This window comes from Ensifer sp. ENS11 (assembly GCF_014851895.1).
Lineage (GTDB): Bacteria > Pseudomonadota > Alphaproteobacteria > Rhizobiales > Rhizobiaceae > Ensifer > Ensifer canadensis.
In genome coordinates, this window is the sequence record NZ_JACVAN010000019.1 from 70,292 (window position 1) to 91,044 (window position 20,753).

General features: G+C 59.5%; 20 protein-coding genes and 2 pseudogenes. 11 read left to right on the plus strand and 11 right to left on the minus strand.

Annotated features, from left to right (window positions below; all coding sequences use genetic code 11):
* The first annotated feature begins 216 nt into the window (after positions 1-216).
* On the plus strand, positions 217-813 hold the full coding sequence (locus tag IB264_RS26790) for a nitroreductase family protein (protein ID WP_025425315.1): 597 nt from the start codon (positions 217-219) through the stop codon (positions 811-813).
* A gap of 166 nt (positions 814-979) precedes the next feature.
* Here the strand turns inward: IB264_RS26790 and gyrB are convergent, their stop codons facing one another.
* From gyrB to IB264_RS26815, 6 genes and pseudogenes are all read right to left on the minus strand, one after another.
* Complete coding sequence (gene gyrB, locus IB264_RS26795; RefSeq protein ID WP_057206475.1) at positions 980-3,415, minus strand: DNA topoisomerase (ATP-hydrolyzing) subunit B; 2,436 nt, start codon at positions 3,413-3,415, stop codon at positions 980-982.
* A 135-nt stretch (positions 3,416-3,550) separates the two neighbouring features.
* Complete coding sequence (locus IB264_RS26800) at positions 3,551-3,928, minus strand: helix-turn-helix domain-containing protein (protein ID WP_025425313.1); 378 nt, start codon at positions 3,926-3,928, stop codon at positions 3,551-3,553.
* A pseudogene (locus tag IB264_RS35640) lies at positions 3,925-4,272 on the minus strand (Smr/MutS family protein); the annotation flags it as partial. The pseudogene IB264_RS35640 and the gene IB264_RS26800, both read right to left, overlap by 4 nt.
* Positions 4,273-4,382: 110 nt before the next feature.
* Positions 4,383-4,494 (minus strand): annotated as a pseudogene (locus IB264_RS35645) (DNA mismatch repair protein MutS); the annotation flags it as partial.
* Positions 4,487-5,593, minus strand: coding sequence for a murein transglycosylase A (locus IB264_RS26810; protein WP_025425311.1), 1,107 nt, complete (start codon positions 5,591-5,593; stop codon positions 4,487-4,489). The gene IB264_RS26810 and the pseudogene IB264_RS35645, both read right to left, overlap by 8 nt.
* 15 nt (positions 5,594-5,608) lie before the next feature.
* A complete protein-coding gene (locus IB264_RS26815; protein WP_025425310.1) occupies positions 5,609-6,313 on the minus strand; it encodes a Tim44/TimA family putative adaptor protein in 705 nt (234 codons plus the stop codon).
* Between the two features lie 130 nt (positions 6,314-6,443).
* Between IB264_RS26815 and IB264_RS26820 the strand changes: the two genes are divergently transcribed.
* Both IB264_RS26820 and secB read left to right on the plus strand, forming a co-directional pair.
* Positions 6,444-6,950, plus strand: a complete 507-nt coding sequence (locus IB264_RS26820; RefSeq protein WP_025425309.1) for an FxsA family protein — start codon at positions 6,444-6,446, stop codon at positions 6,948-6,950.
* An 80-nt stretch (positions 6,951-7,030) separates the two neighbouring features.
* On the plus strand, positions 7,031-7,534 hold the full coding sequence (gene secB / locus IB264_RS26825) for a protein-export chaperone SecB (RefSeq protein WP_025425308.1): 504 nt from the start codon (positions 7,031-7,033) through the stop codon (positions 7,532-7,534).
* A 57-nt stretch (positions 7,535-7,591) separates the two neighbouring features.
* On the opposite strand, the gene dnaQ is transcribed toward secB, so the two are convergent.
* The 5 genes from dnaQ to IB264_RS26850 are packed head-to-tail and all read right to left on the minus strand — an operon-like array spanning position 7,592 to position 11,193.
* Positions 7,592-8,299 (minus strand): DNA polymerase III subunit epsilon, encoded by a 708-nt coding sequence (gene dnaQ / locus IB264_RS26830; RefSeq protein ID WP_025425307.1) that lies wholly within the window; start codon positions 8,297-8,299, stop codon positions 7,592-7,594.
* Entirely contained in the window at positions 8,292-8,891 is a 600-nt protein-coding gene (gene coaE, locus IB264_RS26835) for a dephospho-CoA kinase (protein WP_025425306.1), read from the minus strand. Before coaE ends, dnaQ begins: the two co-directional genes overlap by 8 nt.
* Positions 8,888-9,748 carry a shikimate dehydrogenase gene (locus tag IB264_RS26840; protein WP_025425305.1) on the minus strand — a complete coding sequence of 287 codons (861 nt, stop codon included), beginning with the start codon at positions 9,746-9,748 and terminating at the stop codon, positions 8,888-8,890. The genes coaE and IB264_RS26840 overlap by 4 nt, the downstream gene beginning before the upstream one ends.
* Complete coding sequence (locus IB264_RS26845; protein WP_025425304.1) at positions 9,741-10,340, minus strand: Maf-like protein; 600 nt, start codon at positions 10,338-10,340, stop codon at positions 9,741-9,743. Before IB264_RS26845 ends, IB264_RS26840 begins: the two co-directional genes overlap by 8 nt.
* 31 nt (positions 10,341-10,371) lie before the next feature.
* The gene (locus tag IB264_RS26850; protein ID WP_025425303.1) at positions 10,372-11,193 is read right to left on the minus strand and encodes a pyruvate, water dikinase regulatory protein; all 822 of its coding nucleotides are present in this window, start codon (positions 11,191-11,193) and stop codon (positions 10,372-10,374) included.
* Positions 11,194-11,599: 406 nt separating this feature from the next.
* On the opposite strand from IB264_RS26850, the gene hemE reads away from it, so the two are divergent.
* From hemE to IB264_RS26890, 8 genes are all read left to right on the plus strand, one after another.
* Positions 11,600-12,631 carry a uroporphyrinogen decarboxylase gene (gene hemE / locus IB264_RS26855; RefSeq protein ID WP_025425302.1) on the plus strand — a complete coding sequence of 344 codons (1,032 nt, stop codon included), beginning with the start codon at positions 11,600-11,602 and terminating at the stop codon, positions 12,629-12,631.
* Entirely contained in the window at positions 12,631-13,170 is a 540-nt protein-coding gene (hemJ, locus tag IB264_RS26860) for a protoporphyrinogen oxidase HemJ (protein ID WP_025425301.1), read from the plus strand. The genes hemE and hemJ overlap by 1 nt, the downstream gene beginning before the upstream one ends.
* A 191-nt stretch (positions 13,171-13,361) precedes the next feature.
* Positions 13,362-14,627: a transcription termination factor Rho gene (gene rho / locus IB264_RS26865; protein WP_025425300.1), complete on the plus strand. Its 1,266-nt coding sequence runs from the start codon at positions 13,362-13,364 to the stop codon at positions 14,625-14,627.
* Positions 14,628-15,031: 404 nt separating this feature from the next.
* Positions 15,032-16,357, plus strand: coding sequence for a tRNA uridine-5-carboxymethylaminomethyl(34) synthesis GTPase MnmE (gene mnmE, locus IB264_RS26870; RefSeq protein WP_025425299.1), 1,326 nt, complete (start codon positions 15,032-15,034; stop codon positions 16,355-16,357).
* 95 nt (positions 16,358-16,452) lie between these two features.
* Complete coding sequence (gene mnmG / locus IB264_RS26875; RefSeq protein ID WP_025425298.1) at positions 16,453-18,336, plus strand: tRNA uridine-5-carboxymethylaminomethyl(34) synthesis enzyme MnmG; 1,884 nt, start codon at positions 16,453-16,455, stop codon at positions 18,334-18,336.
* On the plus strand, positions 18,333-18,974 hold the full coding sequence (gene rsmG, locus IB264_RS26880) for a 16S rRNA (guanine(527)-N(7))-methyltransferase RsmG (protein WP_025425297.1): 642 nt from the start codon (positions 18,333-18,335) through the stop codon (positions 18,972-18,974). Before mnmG ends, rsmG begins: the two co-directional genes overlap by 4 nt.
* Before the next feature lie 15 nt (positions 18,975-18,989).
* Complete coding sequence (locus tag IB264_RS26885) at positions 18,990-19,784, plus strand: ParA family protein (RefSeq protein ID WP_192434415.1); 795 nt, start codon at positions 18,990-18,992, stop codon at positions 19,782-19,784.
* A gap of 35 nt (positions 19,785-19,819) precedes the next feature.
* Positions 19,820-20,707: a ParB/RepB/Spo0J family partition protein gene (locus IB264_RS26890; protein ID WP_025425295.1), complete on the plus strand. Its 888-nt coding sequence runs from the start codon at positions 19,820-19,822 to the stop codon at positions 20,705-20,707.
* The last annotated feature ends 46 nt before the right edge of the window (positions 20,708-20,753 follow it).

Below are 20,753 nucleotides of genomic sequence, written 5' to 3' on the forward strand. Positions count from 1 at the left end.
ATCACCCGAAACGCCGTTTCTGCATATTCCGTTTTAGCACCGGATCGGGCCGACAAAAGGACCGACGATCCGCGCGCAAAGCCGGTTTCATCGCTCCTCGATCCCATGTAGCGTCCGCAGCGAATCTCGCCCTACGTCTCGCTAACGACGGCAATCGTCATCGACGGCGGCGCGCTCCTCCCACGGGATTCCCGATACGATAAAAGAGGTATGTTCATGACGGAAAGCAATCACAGAACCGCCGACCACCCGATCGACACCATGTTCCTGAAACGCTGGTCGCCACGTGCGTTCACCCAGGAGGAGATCAGCGAAGAAGAACTGCTCTCACTGCTCGAAGCCGCCCGCTGGGCACCCTCGGCGAGCAACAGCCAACCCTGGCGGTTCGTCTATGCCCGCCGCGGCACCGAGCATTTCGCGCGCCTGCTGGATATTCTCAACGAGAGCAATCAGCGCTGGGCGAAGCATGCCGCAGCCCTGGTGATCGTTATCTCCAAGACGCACACGCAGGCAGCCACCGGCGAGATGCGGGCCGCCTACACCCATGCCTTCGACACCGGCGCCGCCTGGTTCAGCCTTGCGCTCCAGACAACCGCTGCCGGCTGGCACGCGCATGCAATGGCGGGCATTGATCGCGACAAGGCGATGACGAGCCTTGGCGTGCCCGCGCACTACCGGGTCGAGGCGGCGGTAGCAATCGGCCGGCTTGCCGACCCCTCGACGCTTCCGGACGATCTGCGTGAGCGGGAAAAGCCGAGCCAACGCAAGCCGCTTGCCGAACTGGCCTTCGAAGGCCGGTTCAAGGGGGAATAGAGCCTTTCCAAGAAAGGTGCGGAACGGTCTTCCGCCAGGAAGTGCGCAAAAACAAAGAGATAGAGCGTTTCTGCGTCTCAGTTTAAGCCGGAGACACTCCAGACAAAAAAGATCCCGGTGCCTTGCGGCACCGGGATCATTAGAAGTGCGGCTGATCGTATTGCGATCAGATATCGAGGTTGGCGACGCTCAGCGCGTTTTCCTGGATGAAGTCGCGGCGCGGCTCGACCTCGTCGCCCATCAGGCGCGAGAACAGGCCATCCGCGTCCGTCGCGTCGTTCACCCGAACCTGCAGCAGCGAACGCACGTTCGGATCGAGCGTCGTCTCCCAGAGCTGCTCGGCATTCATCTCGCCAAGACCCTTGTAACGCTGCATCGACAGACCCTTGCGGCCTGCTGCGAAGATTGCATCCAGAAGCGCGCGTGGGCCGCTGATATCTTGCCCACCATCGCGGCGGCGAAGCACCGGAGGCGCGGAATAGATCTCCTTGAGCTTCGATGTCAGCTGGTCGATGTGGCGGGCGTCGGACGAGCCGATCAGCGCCATATCGAGGATGGCGACTTCCTTGACGCCACGAACCATGCGTTCAAGCTTGAGACCGCCTTCGGCGGTGACCGCTCCGGTCCAGCCGCGTTCAGTCTCTTCGGCGATCACATCAAGCCTGCGCGCCACTTCGATCGCGACCTGCTCGTATTGTTCGCGCTGGCCGTTGAGTTCGACATTCAAGGCGCCGGCAATGGCTGCCTGTTCGACAATCGAACGATTGTAGCGCGAGTGAAGACCATCCATCAGGTTACGCACGCGCAACGCATCGTTGATGACTTCGCGCAGGTCCTGACCGGCGCGAACCTCACCGGAAGCAAGCTCCAGCGTAGCTTCCTCGAGGCCCATCGAGATCAGGTAATCTTCCAGCGCCTGCTCGTTTTTCAGGTACTGGGCGGACTTGCCGCGCGTCACCTTATAAAGCGGTGGCTGGGCAATATAGAGGTGGCCGCGCTCGATCAGCTCCGGCATCTGCCGGAAGAAGAAGGTGAGCAGCAGGGTGCGGATGTGGGCGCCGTCGACGTCGGCATCCGTCATGATGATGATCTTGTGGTAGCGCAGCTTGTCGGCGTTGAACTCGTCTTTACCGATCGATGTGCCGAGCGCGGTGATCAGCGTGCCGATTTCCTGGCTCGAAAGCATCTTGTCGAAACGCGCGCGTTCGACGTTCAGGATCTTGCCACGCAGCGGCAGGATCGCCTGGTTTTCGCGCGAGCGTCCCTGCTTGGCCGAACCGCCTGCCGAATCACCCTCCACCAGGAAGACTTCGGATTTTGCCGGATCGCGTTCGGAGCAGTCCGCCAACTTGCCCGGCAGCGAGGAGATGTCGAGCGCGCCCTTGCGGCGCGTCAGTTCGCGTGCCTTGCGCGCCGCCTCGCGTGCGGCGGCCGCTTCGACGACCTTGCCGACAAGGATCTTGGCGTCGGAGGGATGCTCCTCCAGCCAGGTGCTCAAGGCTTCGTTGACGAGGCTTTCGACCACCGGACGAACTTCCGAGGAAACCAGCTTGTCCTTGGTCTGCGATGAGAACTTCGGATCCGGCACCTTGACCGAGAGAACGGCGGTCAGGCCTTCGCGGCAGTCGTCGCCGGTCAGCGTGACCTTTTCCTTCTTGGTGATACCAGAGCTTTCGCCATAGGAGGTGATCTGCCGGGTCAGCGCACCGCGGAAACCGGCCATGTGCGTGCCGCCGTCGCGTTGCGGAATGTTGTTGGTGAAGCAGAGCACGTTCTCGTGGTAGCTGTCGTTCCACCACATCGCGACTTCGACGGTGATACCGTCCTTTTCGCCGCGGATCGAAACCGGCTTCTGCACGAGCGGCTTCTTGGCCCGGTCGAGATAGGCAACGAAGGCTTCAAGGCCGCCGTCATACATCATCTCGTCCTGGCGCACGTCCGAATGGCGCTTGTCGGTCAGGACGATGCGCACGCCGGAATTCAGGAAGGCGAGTTCGCGCAGGCGATGCTCGAGCGTGCCGTAGTCGAAGTCCGTCTTGGTAAAGGTGTCTGTGCTCGGCAGGAACGTCACTTCGGTGCCGGTATCGGTGCCGGCGTCGCCGATCACCTTCAGCGGGCTGTCAGCCACGCCGTGGGTGAAGCTCATCTCATGGATCTTGCCCGCACGGCGGATCTTCAACCGCAGCATGACGGACAGCGCGTTGACCACCGAAACGCCAACGCCGTGCAGACCGCCGGAAACCTTGTAGGAATTCTGGTCGAACTTACCGCCGGCGTGGAGTTGCGTCATGATGACCTCGGCCGCCGAGACGCCCTCTTCCTTGTGGATGTCGGTCGGGATGCCGCGGCCGTTGTCGGTTACCGTCACCGAGCCGTCGGCATTGAGCGTCACCGTGACGATATCGGCGTGGCCTGCGAGAGCCTCGTCGATGGCGTTGTCGACCACCTCGTACACCATGTGATGCAGACCGGAGCCGTCGTCGGTGTCGCCGATATACATGCCCGGCCGCTTGCGTACGGCATCCAGGCCCTTCAACACCTTGATGGAGTCGGCACCATATTCGGCGGCGGCGCCGGTATCGGTTTCAGGAATATCGGTCATTCGGCTTCGGGTCTTTCCAGGTTCTTCGGACGGGGTGATTCGTTGCGAATCACGTCTCGGACGCCTCGCGGACTATAGAAAATTTGTCCACGGTTCCAAATCCCGGACCGCGCGCAGCGGCCGGAAAACAGCTGTTCATCCCCTGTCATTAGCAGGAAATGTGGCTTTTTCCAAAACATCTTCCAGGGCGCGGATCGTGTCGATGGACAAATAGCGGATTTGCCCTCTCAAGCGGTTGGCGAAGGCCGTGTATTCCGGCGCCAGCCCGGACGTATCCAGCACCACTTTCGGCGCGGAGACCTGGGCGATCTGGAACAATTCCTCGGCATCGTCCCAGATGACATTGAAATAGCCGGCGACCCTTTGCAGAAAATCGAAGCTCGGCGCGCCGCGCTTTCCATGTTCGAGCGCTGAGAGATAGGCGGCAGAGACGCCGATCGCCGCGGCCATCTGCTTCTGCGACACCCCCTTCTTGCGCCGCAACGCGCGCACCGCCACGCCAAAGGGGGTCACGTCGTGCTTCCCTTGCTGCGCGCCAGGCGGACATACAGCGCACCATCGCCGCCATGATTGCGGGCCGCGGGCTCGTAGCTCGAGATCAATGGCCGGAACTCCGGCAGCGAGAACCAGAGCGGCACGGCACGCTTCAAGGCGCCGTCGCTGCCGATCGACGTTCCCTTGCCGGTGATGACAAGAACGTGGCGCAGCCCGCGCTCATGCGCTCTCAAAAGAAAATGCAGGAGGAAGCCATGGGCCTCGCTCTGGATCATGCCGTGGAGATCGATCCGCGCTTCAAGCGCGAGGTGCCCCTTCGACAGCTTGCGCTTGACCGGCTTTTCAAGCGGATAGTGGTGTCTGCCGTTCGCGGTCTTGCTGAGGGCAATTCCCTGCTGGTCGTCGGCACCACTCGGCGAGGCCGTGGCCTGCGTCTTCTGCGGCTCGTCCTTGGGCTCGGCCGGAACATCCTCGCCGAGGAATTCCCGGAGATCGTCGAGACGGCCAGGCATGGGCCTGGTCGTGCGTGCCACCTTTCCCCAGAGGATCCGCTCTTCGGCCGAAAGCTTCTTGCCCCTAGCCATTGCCGTATCTTGCCGCGGCCGCACGAGGGATGAAGATGTAGAAATCGGCTTCGTTGCGAACCGCACCCGCAAGCTCGCCCGCCCTGTCACCGGATCCGGTGAAGATGTCGCCGCGGGCCGGGCCGACGATCGCCGATCCGGTGTCAAGCGCCAGCATCAGCCGCCGAAACGGCCGCCCGGCATCGAGACGCGTCAGGCTGTCGCTTGAGATGAAAAACGGCACGCCGAAGGTATGGATCAGCCGATCGACGGCAAGCGATCGTCCCGGCTCCAGCGAAACCTTGGCGGCAGCGACCGGCCCCAGCCGCTCGTCTTCGACGTCCGCCTCGCGGAAAAAGATGAAGGAACGATTGTGCCAAAGTACCTCGTCGATCTTATCCGGATTGGCGGCGAGCCAACCCCGGATGCTCATCATCGACACGGTGGCGGCATCGATCTCGCCGCGATCGATCAGCAGCTTTCCGATCGGGGAAAAATAATGACCGGTCTTGGCGGCATAGGTGATGCGCCGGCGCGAACCGTCGGGATAGACGAGCCGGGCAGCACCCTGGACGTGGACGAAGAACACATCGACCTTGGATCTGGCATAGGCAATCTCCAGACCGCGCCCCGCCAGAAAGCCCTCATCGATCGCGCGACGGTCGGGATATTCGCCAACCACGCCGTCATGCAGCCGGCCGAAGGCGAAATAGGGATCCATATCGGCCGGCCGGTTGGTGTCGTCGACGTCGACGAGATCGATTGGGCGCCGATAGATCGGATAGCGGAAGACTTCGTCGGGTGTCGCTCGCACGTCGATCTCGGGCTCGTAGAACGCCGTCACGAAACCGGTCTTGGCGTTTTCCGGCCTGATCCTGAAGGCGACGAACTGTTGCTCGAAGAATGCGCGGGCTGCAGCCGCGTCGGCAACATCTGCGCTTGCAGCCGAAAACGCGGGCACCAAATCATCGACAGAAATGCCCAGCGAACCGGTGCGGTAAGGCTTTGCCGTCGAGACATGGTGGTGACAGCGGCGCAGCGCGTCGATCACCGCCGTTGGATCGTCGTCCTGCCACCCCGGTAGATCGGAGAAGGTGACAGGCTCAAGTCGAAGCGTCATGGTCGCCCCTTCCGATCAGTTTTCGGATTCGGTAGCGATCAGCTTCCAATTCGGATCACGTGAACGAATGTCGCGCGAGAAAGTCCAGAGATCGTTGACTTCGGCCACCGACTCCGCGTCTCCATCGATGATGGCGCCCTGCTTGTCGTAGGTCGCCGAGATCAACTGGCTGACGATCCGGACCGTGATGTTTTCTTCGCTGTCCTTGACCTCGGCGTGGATGATGTCGGCCTTCTCGATGCCGACGAAGGTAGATTTCACCACCTCGCCCTTGCGCTCGCGCTCGGCAATCGCGGCGTCGAAGCCTTCATAGACCTCGCGCGACAACAGGTTCTTCAGCGTCTTTCGGTCGCCGTCGGCAAAAGCCATAACGATCATCTCGTAGGCCATCTTCGCCCCGTTGACGAACTCCTTCGGGTCGAAGCCGGTGTCGGCGTCGGTCAACGAACGGAGCTGATCGTTGAGCGGCGTCCCCGCCTTGGCAAAGGCGTCAATCGCGGCATAGCGGGCCGAATCGTCCTCGACATTGTCGCGGCGCGGCAGCTGGACGACCTTGCCATTGTCGGCCTTTTCAGGCCCCTGACTCATGTCTCTCGGAGAATAGGGATCAAACGGTGGCCGCTCGCTGCCGGTCCGGCGACCGAGAACGCTGCGCAACTGCAGGAAAATGACCACTGCGGCGATCAAGAAAAAAAACGTGATGAAGTCGAAAGAGCCCATTTCCACCTGAAACCGCTGTTAGAATTTCTCGTAGCTATTCCATATAGTCCGCAAGGATAGATCATTCAAACAGCGTTGTCGCACCCTTAGATCGGAGGTGACGATGCGAAGACCCTTTCAGGCACCGCTAATGCGCTCAATGTTAATTCCCCTGGTCGTTCTTGGACTGCCCCTTGCCGAGATTGCCGGCTTCGTCATCGTCGGCCGCGAAATCGGCCTGGCGATGACGCTGCTGCTCGTTCTGTCGAGCGCAATCGCCGGGGTCGTCCTCCTTCGCTTCCAGGGTTTCGCCATGATCAGGCGCATGCAGGAAGCAACGCGCACTGGCAGCGATCCCGGCCGCGAGGTCCTCGGCGGTGCCTTGATGTTCGTCGCAGCCCTGTTGTTGATCGTGCCCGGCTTCATCAGCGACATCTTCGGTCTGTTTTTATTTGTGCCGCCTGTCCGGCAGGCCGTGGCCGGCTATCTGAGGTCAAAAATGACGATTGTAACCGCTGCCTCGAGCCAGTCCTGGCGCGGACCGAGCCATTCACCGGAAGAGCGCGCCCAACCGCGCGTCATCGACCTTGGCGAAGGCGAGTTCTCAAGGACCGATGATGACGAACCAAACCCGTCCGAAGAGCGCCGGCGGCAATAGCAAAGGCCTGTGGCGCAGGGTTGTAAGCCCTATGACGAAATGCTAGATGGCCTCACCGAATTGAAGTCGAGGAAACCCTTATGACGACTGATACCGCATCCAACGGCAACGGCAGCGCGCAGCAGAGCCCGTCGCTCAACATCCTCGCCCAGTATGTCAAGGATCTCTCGTTCGAGAACCCGGGCGCACCGCGTTCGCTGCAGGCCCGTGACAATGCGCCGTCGATCAACATCAACGTCAACGTCAACGCCAATCCGCTTGCCGAGAACGATTTCGATGTCGTTCTCTCGCTGAACGCGGAAGCCAAGGACGGTGAGCGCGTTCTGTTCAACGTCGAACTTTCCTACGGCGGCGTTTTCCGTGTTGCCGGCTTCCCGCAGGAACACATGCTGCCGCTGCTGTTCATCGAATGCCCGCGCCTGCTGTTCCCGTTCGCGCGCCAGATCGTTGCCGACGCGACCCGCAACGGCGGCTTCCCGCCGCTGATGATCGACCCGATCGATTTCGCTCAGATGTTCGCCCAGCGCATGGCCGAAGAAAAGGTCCGTTCTCAGGTGTCGAACACCAACGAGACCGCCAACTGATCTTGTTCGGTCTGGATCGCAATTATTAGTAAAAAGCCCGGTCGAGCCGGGCTTTTTTCATTCCTGCAGATCGTATTTGGCCCAGATTGCCTTGGGCCCCAGCTTCGCAACCAGCGCGGCATGAGCCTCCTCATCCGCTTCGGACAATCGGTTCGGCAAAGGCCTTGGGCGCTGCGCAATGACGATCGGCGCATCGTCGTGTGCGACGGTTTGTCCCGCGACCTTGTTGCTCGACACCAGACCCAAGGCGGCCTGACGACCGCCGAGCATCTCGATATAGACTTCTGCAAGAAGCTCGGAGTCGAGAAGGGCGCCGTGCTTGGCGCGATGAGAATTGTCGATGCCGTAACGACGGCAAAGCGCATCGAGCGAGTTCGGGCCCATCGGGTGCTTCCGGCGAGCAAGCGCTAGCGTATCCGTCACCCGTTCGCCGGCAATGACCGGCAACCCGATGCGACCGAATTCGGCATTAATGAAGCCCATGTCGAAGGTGGCATTGTGCGCCACCCAGCGGGCATCGCCGAAGAAGTCGAGGATCTGCTGGGCAACATCGGCAAAAGGCGGCTTGTCCTTCAGGAAATCATCGGTGATGCCGTGAATGGCAAGCGCATCCGGATGAACCTTGCGATTGCCGGGATTGACGAAGATATGCAGCGTACGGCCGGTCGGAAACTGGTTTTCCAACTCGACGCCACCGATTTCGATCACCCTGTCCTCGCGATTGTCGAGGCCGGTCGTTTCCGTATCGAAAATGATCTCACGCATCGGGCGCTCCATTCGTGGTGAGGTCATCGACGATCGCCCTCACCTGTTGGCGTGTGTTGTCGAAGCTGTCGCTGGTATCGATGATATAGTCGGCGCGTTCACGCTTCTGACTGTCCGGCACCTGACGCGCCAGGATCATAGCAAATTTCTCTTCAGTCATGCCGGGGCGTTTCATCGCTCGCTCTCTTTGAATCTCGGGCGCGCAGCTAACCACGACCACTTTATCGACCCGCGCCTCGGCGCCCGTCTCGAACAACAACGGAATATCGAGCACGACGAAGGGCACCTCAGCCGCAGCATTCCTGTCGAGGAACTCGCGTTCTTTCTGGCGAACGAGCGGATGCACGATGTTTTCGAGTTCGCGTAGCCTTTCCGGTGTTGCCAACAACTGGCGGGACAGTTCGGCGCGATCGATCGCCCCGTCCCTGACTGTTCCCGGAAAGGCGGCTTCGACCAGTGCGACGGCTTCGCCGCGATAAAGCGCGTGCACCACTTCATCGGCGTCGTTGACCGGCACCCCGAACTCGCGGAACATCTGCGCCGTTGTCGACTTGCCCATTGCCATCGATCCGGTCAATCCGACAATCATCATGCGTGCGTCCCCATATCATCGATGACGAGTTGCCGGAGGTTAGCGTCGACCACGGGCCGGCGGCCGAACCAGAGCTCGAAACCAGGCGCAGCCTGGTGCAGCAGCATGCCAAGTCCATCGACGATGGCGTAGCCCTGCTCCTCCGCCTGGCGAAGCAAAGGCGTCTTCAACGGGACATAGACGATATCGGTGACCACCGCACCCCTGGCCATGACGGTGAAATCGATCTGCGGTGCATCCTGTCCATCCATGCCGAGAGACGTGGTGTTGATGAAGAGGCCAGCGCCGGTCATCACCTCGTTCAATGCCTCCATCGGATGCGCATGCACGGCCGACCCGAAACGGTCGGACAACTCCTGAGCCCTCGCCACCGTGCGATTGACGACATGGATGGTGCTAATGCCCCGGTCGCGCACGGCCTGGATGACGGCGCGGCTGGCGCCACCGGCACCGAGCACAACCGCGGTCGAACATTGGTCCCAGCCGGCCGCCCGTTCGTCAAGATTGGCAACGAACCCTTGGCCATCGGTGTTGGTGGCATGGACTTCGCCGGCCTCGAGCCAAAGCGTATTGGCGGCGCCGAGTTCCAGACAGAGATCGTCAGGGCGATCTGCCAACCGATGGGCGACTTCCTTGTGCGGGATGGTGACGTTGCCGCCGCAAAAACCTGATGTGCCTTGCTTCAGCTCTGCGATGAAGGCCGAGAAATCGGCCGGCTTCACCTCGTGCGCGCGGTAGCTGCCGTCTATCCCGAGCTGTTTCAGCCAATAGCCGTGGATCAATGGCGACCTGGAATGCTTGATCGGATAACCGGTGACGAAGGCGTGGTTAACAAATGTTTCACGTGAATCACGCATCGATCGTTCCCAATTCCCGAAGTTTTGCGAGCAGCGGCAGCATCGGAAGACCGAGGATGGTGAAATAGTCACCATCGATCTTGTCGAACAGCTGGATGCCCTCACCCTCCAGCTGGTAGGCGCCGACACTGGACAGGGCCTTGCTGCCGACACGCTGCAGATGGCGATCGACGAATTCCGGCGTCAGTGTGCGCACTGACATATTTGCGGACGAGACATGGCGCCAAAGGATCTCATCGCCGCGCAAGAGGACAATCGCGCTGTTCAGGCGATGGGTCTTGCCGGAGAGCGACAACAGATGCTGTCCGGCTTCGACCATGTCCTTCGGTTTGTGATAGACACGCTGGCCGAGCGACATGGTCTGGTCGGAACCGATCACCAATGCCTCGGGAAAATGCCGGGCGACATCCCTCGCCTTGGCTTCGGCCAGCCTCATCGCGACATCTTCAGGAACTGCACCTTCTTCCTCAAGTGGTTTTTCAAGCGCCCGCTCGTCGATCTCGGCGGCGCGTGCGGTAAACACCAAGCCGGCATTTTCCAGAAGCGCGCGACGGAACGGGCTTGCTGAAGCCAGAACGAGTGAAGGTGTCATCATCGAAGTTCCCGAATTGTTCGGATTCGCTCTATCGCAGCCGCGGACGCAGGGCAACAATTGCGGCGGCGGTTTCCTCGATCGAGCGGCGGGTGACGTCGATGAGCGGCCAGTTGTTGCGCGCGCAAAGCGCGCGGGCATATTTCAGCTCCTCGGCGATCGCTGCCCTATCGGTATATTGATCGCCGTGAAAGCCTTGCGTGGTGCCAAGCACCCGATGCTGACGAACTTGGGAAATGCGGTCGGCGGTCGCAATCAGGCCGACGACCAGTGGCTTGGTTGCCGCCATCAGCCGATCGGGAAGCGGCACGCCCGGGACGATCGGAATATTGGCCGTCTTTATGCCGCGGTTGGCGAGGTAGATGGATGTCGGCGTCTTCGATGTTCGGCTGATGCCGATTAACACCACATCGGCATCATCGAAATCGGCCGGCAGCTGACCATCATCATGGTCCATGGTGAAATTCAACGCATCGATCCGCGCGAAGTAATCGGCATCCATCACGTGCTGCGCGCCGGAACGGCGTCGCGACGGCGAGCCGAGATAGGACTGAAACAGTTCGATGATCGGATCGAGCACGGAGACGCACGGCACGCCCATCTCGCGACAGCGCTGATCAATGATATCAGCCAGCTCGCGATCGACGATCGTATAAAGCACGATGCCGGGGGCGCCATCGATCGCATCGAGAACCTGCAGCAACTGCCGGCGATTCCTGATCAGCGGATAGACATGCTCGAGCGCATGCGACGCCTGGAATTGCGCCGCTGCCGCCCGCCCCGCAGCGATCAAGGTCTCCCCCGTCGAATCGGAGATCAGATGCAGGTGGAAGTAGTTTTTCTTGTTCTCCACGCAATTCTCCGGGTGCTGTTGATAAACCGGGATAAAAGAGGCTACCGGCGCCGCGACGGCCGAGGCAAGGGGAAAACTGCCGACTTATTCACAATTGGTGCGACGCCGAAGAAAGCTTCGCGGGGGATGTGGACAAGACTCACAGCAATGACAAAGTGTCACGCGTTTCGACTCATTGTCCACAGCAAATCGCTTTCTCTCAAAGACGGCAATCCTCTGATTCAAATCGGATTTTTGCACTTATCCACGAAATGCATTCATGACCGCTGCTCTGCTTCCCACTCGGATTAATCCGATCGGGTGGCCGTGGATGAACTGTGGCCATCTTTTAATCCTTGATACCCACCGACTCTAAGAAATAGAAAGAGTCTAAATATCTTTGTTTATATATTAGGAGAGACCATCCGTGGCCGAGACACGAAGGAAAGTTCTGGAGGTTTTGGAGGGGAAGACGGTCAGTCCTCCTCCCGTCTGGCTCATGCGCCAGGCCGGCCGGTACCTTCCCGAATATCGAGCAACGCGTGCCGTCGCCGGAAGTTTCCTCGATCTCTGTTACACGCCTGATCTCGCTGTCGAAGTGACGCTTCAACCGATCCGTCGTTATGCTTTTGACGCAGCCATTCTTTTTTCCGACATCCTCGTCATCCCGGACGCGCTGAAGCGCAACGTTCGCTTTGAGGAAGGCCATGGTCCGAGAATGGATCCGATCGACGTTGATGGCATCGATGCTCTGAAGGCTGACGGTATCTCCAATCACCTGAAACCGGTCTTCGAAACGGTATCGCGTTTGCGTGGGGAACTTCCGGCGGAGACGACGCTGCTCGGATTTTGCGGTGCGCCCTGGACCGTTGCGACCTACATGATCGCTGGTCAGGGAACACCGGATCAGGCCCCTGCCCGGCTGTTCGCTTACCAGAACCCGGAAGCCTTCGAACGGCTTTTGACGTTCCTGGCCGATGTGTCGGCGGACTATCTGGTCGAGCAGATCGATGCCGGCGCCGATGCGGTACAGATTTTCGACTCCTGGGCTGGCGTTCTGGGCGAAGAGGAATTCGAACGATTTGCCGTCAAGCCGGTCGCGCGAATCATCGCTTCGGTGCGGACGCGACGTCCGCAGGCCAAGATCATTGCCTTTGCCAAGGGCGCAGGGCTTCTCCTGAAGCATTATCGCCAGAAGACGGGTGCCGATGCCATCGGGCTCGATTGGACCGTCCCACTGTCCTTTGCTGTCGATTTGCAGAAGGACGGACCGGTGCAGGGTAACCTTGATCCGATGCGGGTCGTTTCCGGCGGTGCCGCCCTCGAGCAGGGCATAGATCGTATTCTCGATGCGCTCGGCAACGGACCGCTCATTTTCAACCTCGGTCACGGGATTACGCCGCAGGCCGATCCGGAGAACGTCTCGGCGCTGGTGTCGCGCGTTCGCGGAGCACGCTGATGGATGAACGCCAGAGGGATCGCGGTCCAGGCAACAGGGCGCGGGTCAGAGCAATGATTGCGCTTGGCGGTTTTGCCGCGTCGCTCATCGGGCTTTTCGTCTGGCAGCCCGACAGCCTCTATCTCTGGATCAAGGCGCTACACGTGATTGCGGTGATGTCGTGGATGGCAGCGCTGCTCTACATGCCGCGCCTGTTCATCTACCACACCGACGCAGCACCCGGTTCCGAACAGTCCGAAACCTTCAAAATGATGGAACAGCGGTTGCTGACGGTCATCATGAACCCGGCGATGATGATCTCCTGGGTGCTCGGGCTTTACCTCGCCTGGAGCGTCTACGACTTCCAGGGCGGCTGGCTTCACGCCAAGCTGCTATTCGTGGTGATGCTGACCGTCGTGCACATGCGCTTCAGCCGGGCGGTTCGGGCGTTCCAGCGGGACGAAAATCGCCGCACGGCACGCTACTGGCGGTTGATGAACGAAGCCCCGACGCTGCTGATGATCCTGATCGTCATCATGGTCGTGGTGAAGCCGTTTTGAATTTTAACGATTGCTAATTGTAATAGTTCTCGCTAATTTTCGTCAGCCCCTTGCGGCGTTTCACGTGAATCGCTATTTTCTCCCATCTCCTCTTCATGGCTTGTGACAAAGACCAGAGCCTGCCCCTCCTGCCGCAGCTCCCTTCAGAAAACACGCCGTCTTTCCATTCCCAGACGAAACATGGATCCTTCATGGCTGAAATGAAGCTACAAGAACTTAAGAACAAGACGCCGACCGATCTTCTGGCCTTTGCCGAAGAGCTCGAGGTGGAAAATGCGAGCACCATGCGCAAGCAGGAGCTGATGTTCGCAATCCTCAAGATGCTCGCCTCCCAGGATATCGAAATCATCGGTGAAGGCGTCGTCGAGGTTCTGCAGGACGGATTCGGCTTTCTGCGCTCTGCCAATGCCAACTACCTTCCCGGCCCGGACGATATCTACATCTCCCCCTCCCAGATCCGCCGCTTCTCGCTGAAGACCGGCGACACGGTCGAGGGACCGATCCGCGGACCGAAGGAAGGCGAACGCTACTTCGCGCTGCTGAAAGTCAACACCATCAATTTCGACGATCCCGAAAAGATCCGTCACAAGGTTCACTTCGACAACCTGACGCCGCTCTATCCAAACGAGCGCTTCAAGATGGAACTCGATATCCCGACGTCGAAGGACCTTTCTGCTCGGGTGATCGACCTGGTCGCGCCGCTCGGCAAGGGCCAGCGCGGTCTGATCGTCGCTCCGCCGCGCACCGGTAAGACCGTTCTCCTGCAGAACATCGCCCACTCGATCACCGCAAACCATCCGGAATGTTACCTGATCGTTCTGTTGATCGACGAACGGCCGGAAGAAGTCACCGACATGCAGCGCTCCGTGAAGGGCGAAGTGGTTTCCTCTACCTTTGACGAGCCGGCGACGCGCCACGTGCAAGTCGCCGAAATGGTGATCGAAAAGGCAAAGCGCCTGGTCGAGCACGGCCGCGACGTCGTGATCCTGCTCGATTCCATCACCCGCCTCGGTCGCGCCTATAACACCGTTGTTCCTTCATCCGGCAAGGTTCTGACCGGTGGTGTCGACGCCAACGCCCTGCAGCGCCCGAAGCGCTTCTTTGGTGCCGCCCGCAACATCGAAGAAGGTGGTTCGCTGACCATCATCGCCACGGCGCTGATCGATACCGGCAGCCGCATGGACGAAGTCATCTTCGAAGAGTTCAAGGGTACCGGCAACTCGGAAATCGTGCTCGACCGCAAGGTCGCCGACAAGCGCATCTTCCCGGCGATGGACATTCTCAAGTCCGGCACGCGTAAGGAAGACCTGCTGGTTCCACGCCAGGATCTGCAGAAGATCTTCGTTCTTCGCCGGATTCTGGCCCCGATGGGTACCACCGACGCGATCGAGTTCCTCATCGACAAGCTGAAGCAGACAAAGAACAACGGCGACTTCTTCGACTCGATGAACACCTGATACGGCCGAACGCCGATATCGTGATTGAGACCGGGCAGGTGATCTTGCCCGGTCTCTTTATTTCCAGCGATCACGTTGATTAGCCGGATTCAACGATGGACCGGCTTCCTCGGCGAGCCTTTCGATTCGCTATCGCAATGATCTTGGATCCCCTCATCCGGTGTCGCCTTCTGTCAGTTCAGTGATTCACGTGAAACACATTCGGGCGATCCCGCGGCTAAGGCTTGATCTTCTCCCGACTATTCGGCATAAGCTCGCAACCGCTCGACACCTCTGTGAACGCCGGGAACGCCGACTAACGCGTTTCATTCAGCTATCGATATGAGGCCGCCTCACCCGCCGGAACTTGTTTCCGGCGCAGGCGTGCGTAGAGCAGGAACTCTCTTTGGATCTCAGGTGACACGATGCCATCGGTGGATACGATATACGCGCTTTCCAGCGGGGCGTTGCCAGCCGGCGTAGCGGTGATCAGGATAAGCGGACCAGAAACAAACGCTGTCCTGAAGTCATTGTGTGGTGCCGTCCCTGAGCCGCGTTTGGCGTCACTGAAATCGATTCGCTCTCGCAACGGTTTCATGATCGATAGCGGCCTGATCATCTACTTCCGCGGCCCGGCCTCGTTTACAGGGGAAGACTGTGCCGAGTTGCACGTGCATGGCAGCCGTGCCGTTGTTCAAATGCTGCTGCATGAGTTGTCTGGCTTTGCGGGGCTGCGCCACGCTGAGGCCGGCGAGTTTTCACGGCGAGCCTTCCATAACGGCAAGATGGATCTTGTCGAGATTGAGGGCTTGTCGGATCTGATCGCTGCGGAGACCGAGATGCAGCGTCGTCTGGCGCTGGAGCATTCCGCCGGCGGCCAGTCTAAGGTCTATGACGATTGGGCCAAGCGTCTGACCCATGCGCGCGCGATGATCGAGGCGGAGCTCGATTTCGCCGATGAGGAGGACGTGCCGGGCTCGGTCAGTGACCGGATCTGGAAAGATATGGAATTGCTGCGTCGCGAGATCGACGCGCACATTGCCCAGGCGCCGATTGGCGAAATCATCCGGGATGGCCTGAAGATCGTCATTGCCGGCGAACCCAACGCCGGCAAGTCCAGCCTGCTCAATGCCTTGGCAAAACGTGATATCGCGATCGTGACAGAGATAGCCGGAACGACGCGCGATGTGCTTTCCGTCGACCTTTCATTAGCCGGATTCTCCGTCAAGTTGTTCGATACTGCCGGGCTGCGCGAGACCGACGAGACGGTGGAGCGTGAAGGTATTCGCCGCGCTCGCGATGTAATTGCAAACGCCGACCTTGTGCTGCTTCTTTCCGAAAACACAGAAGGTTTTAACACCCTTGACGACCTCGCTCTTACGGCTGTGCCGGTCTTGCGGGTCGCAACCAAGATCGACCGAGCCGGCAGCGATACCATTCCGGGCGCCGAGGTTTCGATTTCGACCACAACGGGTGCGGGGATGGACCAGCTCTTGAACGTCATATCGGGCTATCTACCTGATTTGTCTGGGGTTACCGCCCTCTCTATCCCCTCCAGACGCAGGCATGTTGACGCCTTGCGCCAAGCCAGCATTGCGCTTGCGGAAAGTTTGCGCCTGAACCAAGACGGCCTGGATATACGCGCTGAGCTGCTTCGTGTCGCAGGGGATGCAATCGGACGCATCACCGGGCGTGTGGATGTTGAAAACCTGTTGGATGTGATATTTTCCGAATTCTGTATCGGTAAATGATGTTCGACTAAAACAATACAACGCTAGCGAGTCATGCGAAGTGTTTCACGTGAAACGATTCGAATCCGGAACGCGTTTGATCGGAGATGATAAAAATGGTCCATTTTGACGTTATCGTCATTGGTGGAGGTCATGCCGGCTGCGAGGCGGCGGCGGCGGCCGCGCGCCTCGGTGCACGCACCGCTCTGATTACCCATAAGGCGTCGACCATTGGCGTGATGTCGTGCAACCCGGCGATTGGGGGTCTAGGCAAAGGCCACCTCGTGCGTGAGATCGATGCGCTTGATGGCTTGATGGGTCGCATCGCCGATGCGGCTGGAATTCAGTTTCGCCTGCTCAATCGGCGCAAGGGGCCGGCTGTTCGTGGCCCACGTACCCAAGCCGACCGGCGACTCTATCGCGAAGCCATGCAGCGAGAGATTGACGCCATTGAAAACCTGACCGTGATCGAAGGTGATGCTTTCGACCTTCTTGAACAGGACAGCAAGATTGCCGGCGTGGTGATGAAGGATGGCAGATCCTTTGCTGCGGCGGCGGTGGTGCTGACGACCGGGACCTTTCTAAAGGGACTGATCCATATCGGCGACCAGAAGATACCGGCGGGTCGTATTGGCGAAGAGCCGTCGCTTGGCCTCTCCGCCACCTTGGCGCGCTACGGCCTTCGTTTGGGACGGTTGAAGACGGGGACGCCAGCACGCCTGGACGGCAAGACTATTGATTGGGATCGCGTCGGACGCCAGGGGCCTGACGAAGATCCGGTGCCCTTCTCCTTCATGACCGATCGGATCGTCAACCGACAGATCGACTGCGGTGTGACCCGAACCACCGAAGCCACGCATAAGATCATTGCCGACAATATCGGCAAGTCGGCGATGTATTCCGGTCAGATCGAAGGTGTCGGTCCGCGCTACTGCCCCTCGATCGAGGATAAGATCGTTCGCTTTGGCGAACGGGACGGTCACCAGATCTTCCTTGAACCGGAAGGCCTGGACGATGATACCGTCTATCCCAACGGCATTTCGACATCCTTGCCGGCAAACGTTCAAGCCGCGTTTATTCGCACAATCCCCGGCCTTGAGAGTGTCGTGATCCTCCAGCCGGGTTACGCGATCGAATACGATCACGTCGATCCGCGTGAGCTTGATGCGACGCTGGCGGTGCGCAAGATGCCGGGCTTGTTCCTCGCCGGCCAGATCAATGGCACCACGGGCTATGAAGAGGCCGGGGCACAAGGCCTGGTCGCCGGCTTGAATGCTGCCAAGGCAGCGACGGGGCGCGAAGCCGTCATCTTCAGCCGCACCGATTCCTATATCGGCGTGATGGTCGACGACCTGACCTCTCGGGGTATTACCGAACCCTATCGCATGTTCACGTCACGCGCCGAATACCGATTGTCCCTGCGTGCCGACAATGCAGACGTGCGCCTGACACCGAAGGCAATCGAAATCGGTTGCGTGTCTGAAGCGCGGCAGGCGCGCTTTGTCGAATGGAAGGCGCAGTTTGACAGCGGTCGGGCATTGCTCAAGCAATTGTCGGTGACGCCGGCAGAAGGCAACCGTCATGGACTCAAACTGAACCAGGATGGCCAGCGGCGAACGGCGTTCGAAATCCTATCCTATCCTGACCAGAGTGTTGGTGCCTTGCTGATCCTGTGGCCCGAGTTGAAAGACATTCCGTCCGCGGTGGTGGAGGCACTCGAAATCGATGCTGCCTATGCCGTCTATATGGACCGCCAGGCATCGGACATTGCTGGCATCCGCCGCGAAGAGGATTTAGCGATTCCAAGCGATTTTGACTTTTCGGCATTAGCTGGTCTATCGAATGAGCTGAAGCAGAAGTTGACGCTGCAGGCGCCGCGGAATCTGGCCCAGGCGCTGAAGGTCGATGGGATGACCCCGGCCGCGGCCTCGTTGATCTTGGCTTGGTTGAAACGAATGAGTCGTTCCGCGGAACGGGAAGAAAAGGTAAGTGCGCAATGAAAACGAGTCCCTTCGCTGGCTTGAACGGACTGCGTGTTTCACGTGAAACGAAGGAACGACTAGAGCACTTCGCAGCGCTGTTTCAGAAATGGGCGAAGTTCATCAATCTGATTGCTCCGTCGACGCTCGACGACCTGTGGCGGCGGCATATCGTCGATAGTCTACAATTGGCGCAACTTGCGCCGGGTCCGAAGACCTGGGTCGATCTCGGTAGCGGTGGTGGATTTCCCGGAGTGATTACCGCCATCTACCTCCAGGAATTTTCCGACGGCTGGGTACATTTGATCGAGAGCAACAACAAGAAAGCCGCTTTCCTGCGCGTTGCGTTGACGGAGACCGGTGCGCGCGGATCCGTTCATCCGATTCGAATCGAAGATGCCAGCTCTGTCGCACCAAAATGCGATGCGATTTCCGCCCGTGCGCTGGCGGATCTGAGCCTACTGCTCGATTATTCATCGCCTTGGCTGACGGCCGAAGGTGGCAAAACGGTCGCCTACTTCCACAAAGGGCGGGATTACCAGCGTGAGATCGACAAAGCCGTTGGCCGCTATGCGTTTGATCTGGTAAAACACCCAAGCATCGTTGAGCCAGATTCTGTTGTGCTCGAGATCGCAAATCTTTCGCGAAGAACTCAGTGATTGGCGAGCGGAAACATGTTTGGCGCAAAAAATCGGATCATCACGATAGCGAACCAGAAGGGGGGCGTCGGCAAAACGACGACGGCGATCAATCTGGCAACGGCATTGGCCGCCATCGGCGAAAAGGTTCTGATCGTTGATCTGGACCCGCAGGGCAATGCCAGCACCGGCCTCGGCATTCAGCGCCGCGATCGCCATCTCTCCTCCTATGAATTGATGGTTGGATCGCACTCGGTAGGTGAGATCGTCCAGCAGACAGTTGTGCCGAATCTGGCTATCGTGCCCTCGACGATGGATCTGCTCGGCGTCGAAATGGAAATCTCCAGGGAGGTCGATCGCGCCTTTCGTCTTCGCAAGGCCTTGGAGAGCCCCGAGGCATTGGAGTATTCATACGTTCTCGTCGACTGCCCGCCATCGTTCAATCTGCTGACGATGAACGCTATGGCTGCCGCACATTCGGTACTGGTGCCGCTTCAGTGCGAATTCTTCGCGCTGGAGGGTTTGAGCCAGTTGCTGGAGACGGTTGACCAAGTGCGCCAAACGGTCAACCCGAACCTGGACATCCAGGGTATCGTGTTGACGATGTTCGATTCTCGCAACAATCTGGCACAGCAGGTGGTGAGCGATGTCCGCACCCATCTTGGGGATAAGGTCTACCACACGCTCATTCCGCGGAATGTGCGTGTATCGGAAGCACCGTCCTATGGTAAGCCGGCCATCCTTTACGATCTGAAATGCGCAGGCAGCCAAGCCTACCTTCAACTCGCATCGGAAGTAATCCAGCGCGAGCGGCAGCGCAAAGCCGCATAATTGTTTCGGTACCGGAATTTAAATCGGGTGACACTATGAACGACGACAGCTCGAAGAGAAGGCTTGGCCGGGGACTGGCTGCATTGATCGGCGAGATGGATCAGCCGATACAGGCCGGCGCCTCCCCTGCTCCGGTTAACCCCGATCGGAAAGTGCCGATCGAGTTCGTATCGCGCAACCCGCGAAACCCGCGTCGACAGTTCGACGAAGGTGAACTGCAGGACCTCGCCAGTTCCATTCGGCAGCACGGCATCGTCCAGCCGGTCGTCGCTCGCACGATCGGCACTGACCGTTACGAGATCATCGCCGGGGAACGCCGCTGGCGTGCAGCGCAGCTCGCCGGCTTTACCGAAATTCCGGTTATCATCCGCGACGTTGACGATCGCACGGCGCTCGAAATCGCGATCGTCGAGAACGTGCAGCGGTCCGACCTTAACCCGCTCGACGAAGCGCTTGGCTACGAGCAGCTGATTGCCGAACACGGCTACACCCAGAACGATCTCGGCGAGATCATCGGCAAGAGCCGCAGCCATGTCGCCAACAGCCTGCGGCTTTTGAAGCTGCCCGAGCCGGTGCGGGACATGTTGTCAGAAGGAAGCCTGTCGGCAGGCCATGCGCGCGCGCTGATCCCGACGTCGGATCCGGCAACGCTCGCCCGCAACATCGTCGCAAAGGGTCTCTCCGTTCGCGACGCTGAGCGGCTGGCGCAGAACGATATTCGCGCCCAGAACGATCCCCACTACGCCAAGGCCGCACGTCGTGACGAGAAGGACGCCGATACGTTGGCGCTGGAGCGGACACTGTCCGACAGCCTCGGGCTTGAAGTCACCGTCAGTCACAAGGCTTCAGGCGGGCACCTCAGGATTTCCTACAAGACGCTTGATCAGCTTGAAGAGATCTGCCGCCTGCTCGAGCGCCGCTAGAGTGTTTTCGATTTAAACCGAACTACAGAAACGCTCTATCTCTTTG